This window comes from Pygmaiobacter massiliensis (genome assembly GCF_900199435.1).
Lineage (GTDB): Bacteria > Bacillota > Clostridia > Oscillospirales > Ruminococcaceae > Pygmaiobacter > Pygmaiobacter massiliensis.
In genome coordinates this window covers 221,543-236,014 of sequence record NZ_OAML01000003.1, presented here as the reverse complement: position 1 = coordinate 236,014, position 14,472 = coordinate 221,543, and the positions used below count along the sequence as shown (strand labels likewise).

The window sequence follows — 14,472 nt, the reverse complement described above, 5'->3', positions numbered from 1 at the left end:
GGTTCTCCTTTTGTCGTTTTGGGCAAGCTGCCCGGTGCTGCCGCGGCGGATAACGCCGCTCGGCATGAATCTAAAATATGGCATGTCTCTGCAATACAGTAGGTTAAGACACGCCCTTATAATAAAGCCCGCGGGTAAAATTACCCTCGCAAGGCTCGTTTTGCATAAATGCCTTCAGCACCTGCTGCACCTCTTGGGCGGATTCGCGCGTAAAATAGAGGGTTGCAAAATCAGTGCCGACTTCTTGCATGCGGTCGCCGAGCCAAAGCGGCACGGGGTTATAAATCTCCCGCGCACCCGCCGGGCCGCTGCCGGAACATTCCACCGTCAGCACCATTCCTTTTCGGTCCGCAAGGCTGCCCTGCTGGTTGCAAACGGCACAATCCATTACATTGCGCATGGGGCATGCACGTACCAGCATCACCGGCATATGCCCGTAAACAATGAGTCCCAGCGGCACCTCTGCGCTAATGGCGTTTGCCTGCGCAAGGGTAAGCTCGGGGGAGAGTGTCAGCGAGACAAGCCGCTGCCCGGCGTATTCTTTGGCCGAAAGCGTGTTGGTGATGTTCAGCCCAAAACCGCCGCTGATTTCTGCTTCTGGCAGCGTTTGGCGTATCAGCCCTACACCGCAGATGCTTTGCGCTTCAAATCGGCGAAAGCCAAACCGCCATGCCGTTTCCAGCGCAGCAGCCACCATTTTGTCATCAAACAAAGCGCGGGGCAGCGCCAGCACGGTTTTGGCGCGGTATTCTTCGGGTACTTGTCCTGCTTCCCTCAGCGGGAGAGTCCATGCCGAAAGCATCGTGGCCGCTTCTGCCGTCAGCTGCCGCACAGAAGCAAACCTTGCGCGCAGCTTAGGGATTCTTGGCATCGCCCGGGTAATGGGTTCCGGTGCAATGTCCCGCACCTCTTGCGGCGTTACTGCGCTGCGTTGTTCCAGCAGGGCGGCAAGTGCATCACGACGCAGCTCGTTTACGGCAGAAAGCGAGCTGAATTTGCCCGGTAATGTTTTGCAGGTAATTTCCTCGGCAAAAAATGGGGTTCCACCCGTTTTGGCGAGGCTGCGCTGCAGTGCAGGGGTAATATCGTTTTTCGCCTCTTCATAAACCACCGGGCAGGACAGTGTCAGCGAGCGGATATCGTCGCTCACGGTCAATGCCAGGCGATCGGGCAGCATCTCCAGTGCCAGTTTGACCGGCACACTCTGCCGCTCGCGGCGGTAAAGCTCCCTCAAAGCGGGCAGGGCTGCTTTGGTCGCACTGCCGTCCTCTTCGGTGCGGTGGCCAAACATCTCGCCGGTGAGGTAGTGGTTCTCGTAAAAGCCCGCGGTAAATCCGGAACGGCTGAACGCCTTTTCCAGCATTGCACGGTCGTATGGTTCGTTCGCCAGCGCGCGGCGCGCAGAATCCACTGCCGCGGCGACGTATTCCGGCGTGCGCAGGCGACCTTCGATTTTCACGCAGGCCACGCCCATATCCCGAATCTCGGGCAGGTGGTCCATTAGCGAAAGATCTTTCAGCCCCAGCAGCGCATCGGTTTTGCCTCCCGCAGTATAGGGCAGGCGGCAAGGTCCGGCACAGGCGCCCCGGTTGCCGCTGCGCCCGCCGTAGAAGGCGCTCATATAGCACTGTCCCGAAACGCACATGCAGTGCGCGCCGTGGACGAAAATTTCGGTTTCAATGCCGCAGTGCGCGGTAATCTCGCGGATTTCGTCCGCGGTCAGCTCACGCGCAAGAATTACCCGGGAAAAGCCCTGTGCAGCAAGCGCTTTTGCGCCTGCAAGGTCGGTTACCGACATCTGGGTAGAGGCATGCAGTGCAAGACCGGGCGCAATTTGGCGCACCAGCCGAGCAACGGCAAGGTCCTGTACAATGGCTGCATCTGCACCGCTTTTGGCAACGGCCCGCACAACCCCGGCAAGGTCGGGCAGCTCGTCGTCATACAGCACGGTATTGAGCGCCACGTTTACTTTTACCCCGCGCGCATGGCAAAATGCCACGGCTTCGGGCAGCTCGTCCACCTCAAAGTTAGCCGCGGTACGGCGCGCATTAAAGCCCGTCACCCCTAAATAAACACTATTTGCGCCCGCAAATACAGCCGCCTCCATCATGGCGCGGCTGCCCGCAGGCGCAAGGATATCAACAAATTGCGGTTTCACCCAGATATTTCCTTTCTGCGTTGAGGCACGGCTAATCAGCCGTTTTTGTTTTGTAAATAGCCAATTTCACGGCGCAGGCGCTCCAGCTCGCGGCGGGCTTCTTCCGCCTCCAACTTCGCTTTTGCCGCATCTTCGAGATAATCTTTAATCTGACTGCGCATATTATCAGCAGAGGCACTGCTCTTTTCAAGTTCGTCTAAATAGCTTAAAGCGCAGAGCACCGCAGCACTTGTCACCGACGCCGAAGGCGTGGTGGCTAAAAATTCATTCATCTGTTTATCCAGCTTTTCCGCAAGAGAAAGCGTATATTCTTCAGTATCGGTGGTCGAGATCACATAATTGTTGCCGCAAATCTCGAGCCTGACTTTGCTTGCCGGCATAAGAGGTCCCTCATTTCTATTGTTTTTGACATCTTTATAGTCGGTTTTAGTATAGCACATTTATAAGATTTTGCACACTGTTTTAGGGGCAAAATCCTAAAAATTAAGGGTTTGAAAAACTACCGGTCTAAAAACACAGTTTGTTTGTATTTTGCACAAACTTTTGGGGTATCATGGTGCAAAAGCTGGAAATTTCCTACCGAAACGTTCCCGGAATAGCTGCATTTTGTTGAAAACCTTTTTAGTACTATATATAATGGAGGCGGTGGAAACGTTTTCAGTTCCCCCCGTTTTCTGCATATTACCCACAAACAATAGTTTAGTTGAGGAGTGAATAGATTGAGCAAGAAAAACTACAACGCAAAAGAATTCGACCAGCTGTTACGCGACTGTCTGTACCACGAATTCTCTACCGATGTCCTCTCTGCGACACCGGACCAGCTGTACCGTGCCCTCGCGCTCGTCACCCGGCGTATTCTCTCGGAAAAACGCAAACATTTTATGGCCGAAACCTACGGCGAAAACGGCAAGCAGGTGTATTACCTGTGCATGGAGTTCTTGATGGGCCGCTCGCTGAAGACCAACCTTTTTAATCTGGGGCTGAACGAAGTTGCAGAACAGGTGGTCGAAAGCTACAATTTTAAGCTTGCCAACCTTTATGAGCTGGAGCCTGATGCCGGCCTTGGCAACGGTGGCCTTGGTCGCCTTGCAGCCTGCTATTTGGACGGCCTTGCAACCTGTGATTTGCCCGGTATGGGCTATTCCATTCTCTACGAATATGGCATTTTCCGCCAGAAAATCGTAGACGGCTGGCAGCAGGAGATGGTGGATAACTGGCTGCCTGGCGGCGGCATCTGGCTGAAAAGCCACCCAGACCAGGCGGTCGAAATCCGTTTTGACGGTGAGATCAAAGAGGTGTGGGATGGTAACTACCACCATATCGAGCATAAAAATTACAACTCGGTACTGGCCATCCCGTACGATATGTATGTTTCCGGTTATGGTTCTGAGGGCGTTTCTCAGCTTCGTCTGTGGAGCGCGAAAGCACCCGGCATTGATATGACCGCTTTTAACAATGGCGACTACACCAGTGCACTGCGTCAGGGCGGCACCGCCGAGCTGATTAGTAAGGTGCTCTACCCCAACGACAACCACGTAGAAGGCAAAATTCTGCGCCTGCGCCAGCAGTACTTCTTATCCTCGGCCTCAATCAACGATTTGGTGCGCCGTCATCTGGCACAGTACGGCACCCTCGACAACCTACCCGACAAAGTGGCCATCCACATCAACGATACGCACCCGACGCTCGCAATCCCGGAGCTGATGCGCATGCTGCTGGATGAGTGCGGCTACACCTGGGAAAAGGCTTACGACATTGTGCACCGCACCTTTGCCTACACCAACCACACGGTCATGAGCGAAGCGCTGGAAAAATGGAACCTCGACATCTTCCGCACGACTTTGCCGCGCATTTATGAGATTGTAAAAGAACTGGATCGCCGCGCCCGTGAGGAGCTGTTCCGCGCGTTTCCCGGCGACACCGGCAAGGTCGATTATATGGCAATGATTGGCGACAACCAGGTACGCATGGCGAATATCTGCGCTTACGTCTGCCACTCGATTAACGGTGTTTCCAAGCTGCACAGCGAAATCATTAAGGACAGCGTTTTCCACGATTACTTCCTTTACAAACCGCAGGCCTTTAAAAACGTAACCAACGGCATCGCTTACCGCCGCTGGCTGTTGCAATCAAACCCCGGCCTGACTGCGCTAGCCGAAGAAGCAATTGGCGACGGTTTTAAATATGATGCTTCCGAACTAAAAAAGCTTTCTGCTTTCAGCAATGATAAAGCCTTCCTTGAAAAGCTGACCGCCGTGAAGCACCAGAACAAAGAAGCATTTGCCGAGTATGTAGAGAAAACCTCCGGCATTGTGCTGAACACCAATTCTATTTTCGATGTACAGGTAAAACGTCTGCACGAGTACAAGCGCCAGCATCTGAACGCGCTCAACATTGCAGCGGAGTACCTCTACCTTAAAAACAATCCCAATGCCGACTTTGTGCCCAAAACGTATCTGTTTGGTGCGAAGGCTGCCCCCGGCTATTATATGGCAAAACAGATTATCCGCTTGATTTGCACCCTCGGCAAAGTAATTGACGAAGACCCCACCGTGCGCGAGAAGCTTCAAGTGGTCTATTTGCAGGATTACTCTGTTACGATGAGTGAGCACTTGATGCCCGCAAGTGAAATCAGTGAGCAGATCAGCCTTGCTGGCACCGAGGCTTCCGGCACCGGCAACATGAAATTCATGCTCAACGGCGCGCCTACCCTTGGCACTCTCGACGGCGCAAACGTTGAAATCTGCGAGGCCGCCGGTGAAGAGAATTTCTTCCGTTTCGGCATGCTGACCGAGCAGGTCAACCAGCTCAAGCAGTTCGGCTACCTGCCCAGCTCCTTTATTGCAGATGACGAAGTCGCAAAAGAAGTACTCAGCTTTTTGGAGCATGGCCTTGATGGCAAAAACTTCTCCGAAATTGTCACCAACCTTGAGACACAGGACCCCTATATGGTGATGGCGGACTTTAAAGACTATCGCCGTGTTCAGGCCGAAGTCTCCAAAGCGTACCTCGACAAAGAGCGCTTTGCTCGCATGAGCCTTGCAAACATTGCAAACAGTGGCATCTTCTCGGCCGACCGCGCCGTTATGGACTACGCCCGCGACATCTGGCATATGCGCCCCATCAAATAAATTTTGTCCATCTCTTCAAGCGGGACGGTTCACCTCTGCTGAGCAGTGGTGCGCCGCCCCGTTTGGCGCAGTTGGGCTGGCATTTCACTATTTCTTCTTTTTCCCAGGTTTTCCTTACGGTTTACGGTGTTTTTTGCAGTTTGCACACTACTTTTATCAAAGGCAGTAAATTCTCCGGTCCGGCGCGTTGTGTGTTACGGGAGTTTTAAACTATCTTTGCGAAGCTGCGCTTGGGCTTTTGCTCGTAGTCTACCGTGCACCGTTCTTCAGTTTGCCGCCATTTTTTTGATTTGCAGGTGATGCTATGTCTTTTTATAACAGCTACCTTCCCCAGTTTAAAACGCCTTTCGGCGCCGTAAAAAGCGGTGAAGAAATGGTGTTCCAGCTTCGCATTCCCAAAAATATCGGCTGCACAGAGCCGCGCCTTTGCATTGCAAAGGCCGGTGAACAGCCGCAACATCTCCCCTTTGCTCGCAACGGAGAAACGGAAACGGACGCGCTGTTTTTGCTGCGCCGCCCCGCCCCGGCACCGGGAACCTATTTTTATTACTTTGACCTCTGGGTGAATTTCACCAAAATTTTTCGGGACGAGAACAACGAAGGAGTTCTCGGTTGGGAAGACGGAGCAAAATGGCAGCTTACCGTATATGACCCCGCCTTTACTACGCCTGCGCCGATGCGTGGCGGCGTGATGTATCAGATTTTCCCGGACCGTTTCGCCGAGGGACACAAAAACAAACTAATGCCGTTTGCCGACCGCTTTGCCCGTCCGGACAAGAATGGCGAGCCGTTCTTTTGGCCCAACGAGCAAAAAGACGGTTTGCTGAACATGGATTATTATGGCGGCGATTTTCTCGGCATCCAGCAAAAATTGCCCTATCTTGCAGAGCTTGGGGTTACCTGCATTTACCTCAATCCTATTTTTGAAGCGCACTCGAACCACCGCTACAATACCGCCGATTATCTTAAGCCGGATCCGCTGCTGGGCACTATAGAAGAATTTGAGCAGCTTTGCGCCGCGGCAAAAGCAAAGAACATCTCTATTATTCTGGATGGTGTCTTCAGCCACACCGGTTCGGACAGCGTATATTTTGACCGTGAGGGCCGCTACGGCTCTGACGGTGCTTATCACAACCCACTCAGCCGGTATCGCAGCTGGTATGATTTTAGCCCAAAATATCCTTCCGGTTACCGCTGTTGGTGGGGCTTTGAAACTCTGCCTGAAGTCAACGAGCGCGATTTGAGCTATCGCCGGTTTATTTGTGGCGAGGGTGGTGTGATTGACTATTGGCTAAAACATGGCGCCTCCGGTTTTCGACTGGACGTCGCCGACGAACTGCCGGATGATTTTATCGAAGAGATTCGGCGCACCATAAAGCGCCACGGCGAGGATAAACTGCTGCTGGGCGAAGTATGGGAGGATGCCACCAACAAAGAAAGCTATGGCCTTCATCGTACTTATTTGCTCGGCCGCGGCCTCGATACGGTAATGAATTATCCGTTTAAAGATGCGGTGCTGCGATTTTTGCGCAGCGGCAATGCGGGGGTATTACAGCGGGAGGTACTCTCTATTGTAGAGCACTACCCCAAGCCCGCCATGGATGTTGCCATGAACTTTATCTCTACGCATGATACCGTGCGCGCTGTAACGGCCCTTGCGGGCGAAGACTGCGCCGATCACGACCGTTATTGGCAGAGCGGGCGCATGCTCTCGGCCGGGGCACTTGCCTGGGGTAAAAAAATGATGGCACTTGCCTACTGCCTTATTTTCACTTTGCCGGGCGTGCCCTGCGTTTATTACGGTGACGAAATTGCAATGCAGGGCTACCGCGACCCTTTTAATCGTGCCTTTTTCAACTGGGACAGCCGAGACGAAAGCCTGCGCAATGTCATCCGCCGGCTTTCGGCACTGCGGCGCAGCTGCCCTGCGCTGGCAGATGGCACATTGCTGTTCCATGAAGCAGCCGGTGATGTGCTGTGTTATGAACGCCGCAGTGGCAGCAGCCGGGTGCTGGTGCTGGTCAATCGCTCACAGCGGCCTGTTACCCGTTCGATCGGTGGCATTTTAATTTCTGCCGGGCCTCAAAACTTTGCGTTTGAAGTAAAAAATCAAACCGACAACCCGGACTAGATTTAAAGTTGTCTGTTTACCTAGAGTGAGGAGATTTCGCGTATTCGCCTTTTTTGAGGATTTTTGCCCGAAAACAGCAAATTTTGAGCTTTGCGTTTTGTTCTGGGGTATTGTATCATAAGCTTAGTACAAAACAGAGTATCTGTACAGAAAATTACCGCCTGCTTTATGCTGCGTGGTGCAGCCCTACACAGAGGCACTGTTTATAACTGCTTTGCCGGGTTCGGCTTCGCGCGGCAAAGCGAAGAAGGGTTTATACCTTATTTAACGCCGACGCGAAGCGGCAGAATGGAGTTTCACAATGCAATTTTACCTCTCGATTCTGTGGGTCGTACTGATTGTGGTGTTTGCCGTAGTTGAGGTATCCACCGCCCAGCTGGTTTCCATCTGGTTCGTCGGCGGCAGCGTAGCGGCTTTGCTGCTCTCTTTCTTCAACAGCAGCCTCACGCTTCAAATCGTGGCATTTGTGGTGGTCAGCAGTGTGCTGCTTCTCTTTACCCGTCCGGTGCTGGCAAAAAAAGTCAGTCCTAAGCGCACCCCCACCAATGCGGATATGGTGATTGGCAAGGAGGCCACCGTGCTTTCTGCCATCTCTTCCACAGAGCATGGCCGCGTTAATGTGGCGGGCCAAACCTGGGCTGCACGCTGCGATGAGCCTGTCGCAGCCGGTACTGTGTGCCGTGTAGTCGCACTCGAAGGCGTCACCCTCACCATCGTACCTATTAAAGAGGAGGAAGTAGCATGGAATTAATTATTTTTCTGATTTTTGTAGTGCTGGTGCTTTTGCTTTTGGTTACCAACATTTGTGTGGTACCTCAGGCAACAGCATACGTTGTAGAGCGCCTTGGCATCTATCACGACACATGGAACGCCGGCCTTCACTTCAAAATTCCGTTTTTGGAGAGAGTTGCCAAAAAAGTCAGCCTGAAAGAGCAGGTTGTCGATTTTAAACCGCAGCCGGTAATTACCCGCGACAACGTCACTATGCAGATTGACACCGTTGTTTTCTTCCAGGTTACCGATTCGAAGCTGTATACTTACGGCGTCGAGCGTCCGCTTTCTGCCATTGAAAACCTTTCTGCAACCACCCTGCGTAACATCATTGGCGATATGGAGCTGGACCACACCCTTACCAGCCGCGACGTTATCAATACCAAAATCACCACCACACTGGACGAAGCTACCGATAAATGGGGCATCAAAGTCAACCGTGTTGAGGTGAAAAACATCATTCCGCCGCCGGAAATTCAGGACGCAATGGAGAAACAGATGAAAGCGGAGCGTCTGCGTCGTGAAAGCATTCTGCGTGCAGAAGGCGAAAAACGCAGCGCCGTGCTGGTAGCAGAAGGCGAAAAAGAAAGTGCCATCTTGCGTGCTGACGCTGTGCGCGAGCAGCGCATCCGTGAGGCACAGGGCGAGGCACAGGCGATGATGACCGTGCAGCAGGCACTTGCCGATTCCATTAAGCTGCTGAACGAAGCAGCCCCGAACGATAAGGTGCTGACCCTGAAAAGCCTGGAAGCGCTTGCAAAAGTCGCAGACGGCAAAGCAACCAAAATCATCATCCCCAGCGAGCTGCAAAACCTTGGCAGCCTGGTAACCAGCATCAAAGAAATCGCAACCGATCCGAAACCGGAACAATAACGCAGATATTTGCCCCTTGGGCAAGCACTGCAACCCGTTTTATCTGGCAGCGGCAGAATTTTCTGCCGCTGCTTTTGTTTTGCACCCGCTTGCTTGCAGCGTTTGCAGGCAAATGCTATACTGGCAGAAAAGCTGTAGCAAAGCAGCGCCCGGTGCTTACTTTTTTCAGCCCGCAACCCGGGTATTTTTAAGAAATGAGGTGTGCTGATATGAACGAGCAGGAACGTAAACTTTCGGTGCTGGCAGAGATTGCGAAGATTTTAAACGATGCCGGGGTCACGTGGGCAGTAGGCGGTTCGCTGCTGCTCTATCTGCACCAAAAGACGATCACCTTTCACGATATCGATATTATGGTTTGCGAAAAAGACGCAGAAAAGCTAAAAAAGGCTTTGCTTGCTATCGGCACGCTGGCACCACCAAACACGAACGCACAATATAAAACCCGCTGCTTTTATGAATTTACGATTCGCGGTGTCGAAGTAGATGTGATTGCTGGTTTTGTTATTATGCATGACGGGCAGGCGCATAACTGCCCGTTTGGCCCAGCGCAAATTGCGGAATATCGAATCGTGGATGGGGCGCGTGTTCCTCTGCAATACCTTGCAGATTGGAAGCGCTATTACACCCTGATGGGCCGCACCGAAAAAGTAAAAATGATAGAAAGCTAAGGGCTCTTAAAAGGAAAACACAACCACCTTACGGGACGAAATCACCAGATAAATGCATAAACAAAAAAGAAAGGCCGCCGCTATCACTTTCGCGTAGCGGCGGCGCAGAACAGCTTCCTGTTACAAATATTGAGTCAAATCGCCCATCAGCTGCTGCTCCAGATCGATTAACTCTCCGGAGATGTTCTTGGCCTGACTGGAAGCACCCTCATATTTGTTGAGGTACTCATTTACCGATTTAATACCCATATTGCAGCCATCGGTAAGAATGCTGGCAATCTCTTTGTCGTTGGGGTGCATAATCAGTTTGGCACCGATGCTGACATCACTCATCACCTTGGCCATCAGCGGCGGGTCTTCTTCTCGTGCGCCTTCCGCTTCAATCAGGTCATGCAGCTTATTGCCAAGCTCGGAATGGTGCGCTTTGTTGTCGCGCAGCAAATCACGCATTTTGGCACTGTCTACCATCGGCAGCACCTCATCAAGGGCGTTTACTGCCATTTTAGAACCAGAATTGCATTGTTTCAGCAGTTCTACAGTATCGCTACTATTCATAGTTTCACCTCATTTATTTCAGTCCTGTGGCTTACACTATGGATAGTATTTCGCAAAAACAGGCAGCTATGCGCAGGCTTAGCCTTCCTTGATGAGCCCTTGGCGATAAGCGGCAAGCAGCAATTTCAAATCTGCAATCTGCGTTTTCAGCTTGCGGCCCTCATCGGTATCGCCTACCAGCAAACGCATCTGCACCGTTTCAAAAATATCGACGGTAGAAACAATGTCACGGTTTTCGGTAATTGCTTTTTGTGTGGTTTCAAACGGCTCATGTGCACGCAGCGAAAGCCCATGGCTATTGAAGACAAGAGTATAGCCGGCAATGCCGGTTTTTTCGTGGTACGCACGGCAAAACCCGCCGTCAATTACGATAATCTTGCCGTTTGCTTTGACCGGGTGCTCACCGTTGGCCGCCCGCACCGGCACATGTCCATTGATGATATGGCCCTCTTCCGGGTCGCGCACCTCAAACTCTTTTAAAATGGCATTGGCGGTGGCTTCATCGTTCATAAAGTGGTAGTACGGATCTTTTTTCTCTTCGTATACTGCGGGGTTATTTACAAACAGCCGCTCAAAGGTGGTCATGCGGTCACGCCCAAACAAGGGGGAAGACCGCCCGCACCATAAGTACCAGAGAAAATCGCCGCCGCTTTGGCGTTCGGGGCTGCCTTCGGGGGCAAAGTAACCGCGTCGGGCGCGTGCTTCGCAGTAATCCATCAGCGCACGCCCGCTGTAATTTCGGCCCTCAAATTCCATAACTGCAAAGGTACCCTGTTCGGTCATCGGCACTGCGCCATGGAACATCAAGTTGCCGTTTTCGATGCGGTAGATGCTGCCTTTGGCATACAAAAAGCGGATATGTCTGCCCAGTCGCTCGCTTTCGGAGAAGCTTTGGCAAAGTTTTTCCATCACCTGCCGCTCTTCTGCTGTAAGCACAGCACGTGCGCGCGGATCTACGGTGGGTAAGTACGCATCGGCAAGCGGATAAGTTTTGCCCTCGAGCTCGATGGTACCGGTGGAGAAATCAATAAATTTAATCAGAGCCCGGTCACCCATATGAAACTCCGGATTGCGTAAAATGACCTGATACTCAAGCTTTGCAAGAATTACAGCAATGGCTTTGTGCATTCGGGCTGTGCGCAGCAGACCCTCGCGCTCATAAGGCAGAGCCGGACGTCCAAGTTTGGGCAAAAAGCGCGAAACGTCGGAGTTTCCGTAAATCTTCTCTGCAAAGATGGCCAGCGGGCGCAGGTTAATGCCATAGCTGTCTTCCAGCGCCTCGAGGTTGTTGTAGGCGAGGGTCGTATTGATTACCGTTGCAATGCAGACGGGGCTGCCGGCTGCTGCACCCATCCACGCCACATCGTGGTTGCCCCACTGGATATCAACCGAATGGTGCACCATCAATTTGTCGATGATAATATCGGGGCGGGGGCCGCGATCGAATAAATCGCCGACGATATGTAGTTTAAAGACTGCAAGCCGTTTGATCAGACCACACAGCGCAATGATAAACGCATCCGCACGGCCGATATCGATAATTGAGGAAAGGATACGCCCATAGTAAAACTCTTTGTCATGGTCCTCAAAATGGGCGTGGAGCAACTCGTCGATAATATACTCAAAACCTTCCGGCAAGCGTTTACGCACAAAGCTGCGGGTATGCTTGGACGAAACCACGCGGCAGACGTCAATGAGCCGATAAAGCGTTTGCAGGTAAAATGCCGAAAGGTCACTTTGCCGCTGTTTCATCTGGGGCAACTTTTTTTCGGGATAATAAATCAGCGTTGCAAACTCTGCGCGCTGTGCTTCAGACACGCTGTCGCCCAACACTCGGTCTACCTTGTTGCGGATAACCCCCGACGCGTTATTAAGAATATGAGTGAATGCCTCGTATTCTCCGTGCAGGTCACTCATAAAATGTTCTGTTGGTTTTGGCAGCTTTAAAATTGCCTCCAGGTTGATAATCTCACTGGATGCTTTTGCCACTGTCGGATATTCCCGCGCAAGCAGCGTGAGAAACTTCAGATTACTTTGCACCATTTCAGTTTCAGTTGGCACAAGCCCACCGCCTTTTCTCTTTTTGTTTTCTCTATCGGTTGTTTTTTGCTTTGTCTTATTATATCATAGTTATGGACAAAAAGAACGCCACTTCGTGTAGTTTTCTGTTTTATCCAAATACCTTATTGCAACATTGTAAATATAGAGTAAAATAGTAAAATAATGGTTATTTAAGGATGCGTTTTTACGCTTGATTCAGCTTTTATTGCCGCAGCTGCGGCAGAACGGGAGGCCGCTCGGCATGAAAAAAGTTTATAACAAAGATTCCGCCATTTCCTTTCTTTTAATTACTTTCAGCACTTTGCTCACTGCGGTGGGTATCTATTTTTTCAAATTTCCCAACCACTTTTCGTTCGGTGGCGTTTCCAGCCTGGCAATTGTGCTGGCAACAGTGATGCCTGTTTCGGCAGCTACGCTTAACTTTGTCATTAGCATGATCCTGCTTGTGGTTGGCTTTTTTGTCCTGGGCAAGGGATTCGGTGTAAAAACAGCCTACGCCAGCATTTTGCTTTCGGTTTCCATCTCGGTTTTGCAGGAGCTGATTCCGCTGAATGCCCCACTGACTGACCAACCCATGTTGGAACTTTGCTTTGCCATTGCGCTGCCCAGCATCGGCTCGGCCATTCTTTTCACGCAGGAGGCTTCCAGCGGCGGCACCGACGTCATCGCGATGATTCTTAAAAAGTACACCAAAATCAGCAATATTGGCACCGCGCTGCTTTTGACCGACTGTGCCATTGCAGTTTCGGCATTTTTCCTGTTCGATATCAAAACCGGTCTGTTTGCACTGCTTGGCCTGTGCGTCAAAGGACTTGTTATCGACAACGCAATCGAAAGTATCAATCTGTGCAAGTATTTTTCGATTGTCTGCAACAATCCGGCACCCATCTGCGATTATATTTTCAACCATCTGCACCGCGGTGCTTCGGTCTGCAAGGCAGAGGGTGCGTACACCCACGAAGAAAAATATATTATTTTTACCGCGCTGCGCCGCCAACAGGCAATTGAGCTGCGCAAATTTATCCGTACTGTAGAACCGAATGCTTTTATTACTGTTACAAACACCAGCGAAATCATCGGCAATGGCTTTATGAAGTAGACCACTACCCCGGTCTTTTTTGAAAACATCAGGAGATATTGCGAATGCACAATTTTAAATTCAACTCGGCTCGCGCACTCGCGCGCATCACGGTACTGCTTGAAAATCTGCTTGCCTGGTGTGTGCTCATCACCCTGCTCATCTACGGTGCCAATCTGCTTTACAAATACATCACCCACCCCGCGCTGCTCTGGTCAGACGAGGGGCTGCGCTCACTGCTGGCAGATGCCCTTTTGGTGGCGATGGGGGCGGAGTTTGTACGCACTTTTTTGCAGCACACCCCGCAGACCATCATCGAAATTTTATCCTTCGCGATTGCCCGGCATATTGTGCTGGATCCTGGCAGCATGTTAGAAGTGCTGGCTGGTTCCGGTGCCGTTTTTATTTTAATGCTCGGCTATTTTTTCATCAACCGCCAGCGCGCGGTACAGCAAGCGGCAGCCACCGGTCCTGCCGCCATGCCCCCGCCCCCGGCAGAACTTTAGAATTACAGTTTGGTTTACAAAAAAAGAGTACCGTCATAAAGCGGTACTCTTTTTTAATGTGAGCAGATAGCAGGGCAATGCCCTTGCTTATTCTGCCATTTCTCTTTCCAGCAGCTGCGCCTCTGCACGGCGCTCGCCAATAATGCCCACAACTTTTTTCATCAGTGGGATATAGGTCGCAATAAATACAGCCCCAGCACAAAGGGCAGCGCCTTTGTGCTTTTCTTTCGGCAGCGAAATGCCAATCAGCACACCGAGGGCCGCCAGGCAGAATTTGAGCAATGCAATATCACGCCAGTCCGCACGGGCCAAATAATCATCTGCGAGTTCAAAAAGAGAGTGGATACGGCAAGCCATAGCATTTCCTCCTTTGTACGGCACAAGGCCGCTTTTTCAGTATAGCGTCGCACAATTTCGTCTGCGGAAGTGCTAACAGATTTTCAGCTACTTGCCGGGCTGCTTGCTCTTTTCCCCATGCACCGAAAGCATTGTAACACAGCGCCAGCTTCTAGATGCTGACGCTTGGCTTTTGACTGCCGG

The 14,472-nt window shown here is 51.6% G+C and carries 12 protein-coding genes; 7 read left to right on the top strand and 5 right to left on the bottom strand.

Going from position 1 to position 14,472, the window contains the following annotated elements:
- Positions 1-103: 103 nt before the first annotated feature.
- Complete coding sequence (locus C1A11_RS05615) at positions 104-2,158, bottom strand: U32 family peptidase (RefSeq protein WP_242965844.1); 2,055 nt, start codon at positions 2,156-2,158, stop codon at positions 104-106.
- A 35-nt stretch (positions 2,159-2,193) separates the two neighbouring features.
- Positions 2,194-2,538, bottom strand: coding sequence for a cell division protein ZapA (locus C1A11_RS05610; protein ID WP_102049523.1), 345 nt, complete (start codon positions 2,536-2,538; stop codon positions 2,194-2,196).
- A gap of 330 nt (positions 2,539-2,868) precedes the next feature.
- Here C1A11_RS05610 and C1A11_RS05605 point away from each other — a divergent pair, with 330 nt between their 5' ends.
- From C1A11_RS05605 to C1A11_RS05580, 5 genes are all read left to right on the top strand, one after another.
- On the top strand, positions 2,869-5,289 hold the full coding sequence (locus C1A11_RS05605; protein ID WP_423242021.1) for a glycogen/starch/alpha-glucan phosphorylase: 2,421 nt from the start codon (positions 2,869-2,871) through the stop codon (positions 5,287-5,289).
- Positions 5,290-5,593: 304 nt separating this feature from the next.
- Positions 5,594-7,420, top strand: a complete 1,827-nt coding sequence (locus C1A11_RS05600) for a glycoside hydrolase family 13 protein (protein WP_102049521.1) — start codon at positions 5,594-5,596, stop codon at positions 7,418-7,420.
- Between the two features lie 301 nt (positions 7,421-7,721).
- A complete protein-coding gene (locus C1A11_RS05595) occupies positions 7,722-8,171 on the top strand; it encodes an NfeD family protein (RefSeq protein WP_102049520.1) in 450 nt (149 codons plus the stop codon).
- Positions 8,162-9,064: an SPFH domain-containing protein gene (locus C1A11_RS05590; RefSeq protein WP_102049519.1), complete on the top strand. Its 903-nt coding sequence runs from the start codon at positions 8,162-8,164 to the stop codon at positions 9,062-9,064. The genes C1A11_RS05595 and C1A11_RS05590 overlap by 10 nt, the downstream gene beginning before the upstream one ends.
- Before the next feature lie 209 nt (positions 9,065-9,273).
- Complete coding sequence (locus C1A11_RS05580) at positions 9,274-9,732, top strand: nucleotidyltransferase domain-containing protein (protein WP_102049517.1); 459 nt, start codon at positions 9,274-9,276, stop codon at positions 9,730-9,732.
- A gap of 120 nt (positions 9,733-9,852) precedes the next feature.
- Here the strand turns inward: C1A11_RS05580 and C1A11_RS05575 are convergent, their stop codons facing one another.
- Together C1A11_RS05575 and C1A11_RS05570 are read right to left on the bottom strand one after the other, a co-directional pair.
- Complete coding sequence (locus C1A11_RS05575) at positions 9,853-10,287, bottom strand: hypothetical protein (RefSeq protein ID WP_102049516.1); 435 nt, start codon at positions 10,285-10,287, stop codon at positions 9,853-9,855.
- 78 nt (positions 10,288-10,365) lie between these two features.
- Positions 10,366-12,330, bottom strand: coding sequence for a fructose-1,6-bisphosphatase (locus tag C1A11_RS05570; RefSeq protein WP_102051001.1), 1,965 nt, complete (start codon positions 12,328-12,330; stop codon positions 10,366-10,368).
- Between the two features lie 259 nt (positions 12,331-12,589).
- On the opposite strand from C1A11_RS05570, the gene C1A11_RS05565 reads away from it, so the two are divergent.
- Positions 12,590-13,447, top strand: coding sequence for a YitT family protein (locus C1A11_RS05565; protein WP_102051000.1), 858 nt, complete (start codon positions 12,590-12,592; stop codon positions 13,445-13,447).
- Between the two features lie 44 nt (positions 13,448-13,491).
- A complete protein-coding gene (locus C1A11_RS05560) occupies positions 13,492-13,932 on the top strand; it encodes a phosphate-starvation-inducible PsiE family protein (protein ID WP_102049515.1) in 441 nt (146 codons plus the stop codon).
- 87 nt (positions 13,933-14,019) lie between these two features.
- Here C1A11_RS05560 and C1A11_RS05555 read toward each other — a convergent pair whose 3' ends face one another.
- On the bottom strand, positions 14,020-14,289 hold the full coding sequence (locus C1A11_RS05555; protein WP_242965843.1) for a permease of phosphate ABC transporter: 270 nt from the start codon (positions 14,287-14,289) through the stop codon (positions 14,020-14,022).
- Positions 14,290-14,472: the final 183 nt, after the last annotated feature.

Bases quoted from the DNA above. Each gene is read 5' to 3' on its own strand.
- C1A11_RS05590 (WP_102049519.1), top strand. From the start codon at position 8,162: ATGGAATTAATTATTTTTCTGATTTTTGTAGTGCTGGTGCTTTTGCTT.
- C1A11_RS05580 (WP_102049517.1), top strand. From the start codon at position 9,274: ATGAACGAGCAGGAACGTAAACTTTCGGTGCTGGCAGAGATTGCGAAG.
- C1A11_RS05600 (WP_102049521.1), top strand. From the start codon at position 5,594: ATGTCTTTTTATAACAGCTACCTTCCCCAGTTTAAAACGCCTTTCGGC.
- C1A11_RS05570 (WP_102051001.1), bottom strand. From the start codon at position 12,330: ATGGTGCAAAGTAATCTGAAGTTTCTCACGCTGCTTGCGCGGGAATAT.
- C1A11_RS05565 (WP_102051000.1), top strand. From the start codon at position 12,590: ATGAAAAAAGTTTATAACAAAGATTCCGCCATTTCCTTTCTTTTAATT.
- C1A11_RS05575 (WP_102049516.1), bottom strand. From the start codon at position 10,287: ATGAATAGTAGCGATACTGTAGAACTGCTGAAACAATGCAATTCTGGT.
- C1A11_RS05555 (WP_242965843.1), bottom strand. From the start codon at position 14,289: ATGGCTTGCCGTATCCACTCTCTTTTTGAACTCGCAGATGATTATTTG.
- C1A11_RS05560 (WP_102049515.1), top strand. From the start codon at position 13,492: ATGCACAATTTTAAATTCAACTCGGCTCGCGCACTCGCGCGCATCACG.
- C1A11_RS05610 (WP_102049523.1), bottom strand. From the start codon at position 2,538: ATGCCGGCAAGCAAAGTCAGGCTCGAGATTTGCGGCAACAATTATGTG.
- C1A11_RS05595 (WP_102049520.1), top strand. From the start codon at position 7,722: ATGCAATTTTACCTCTCGATTCTGTGGGTCGTACTGATTGTGGTGTTT.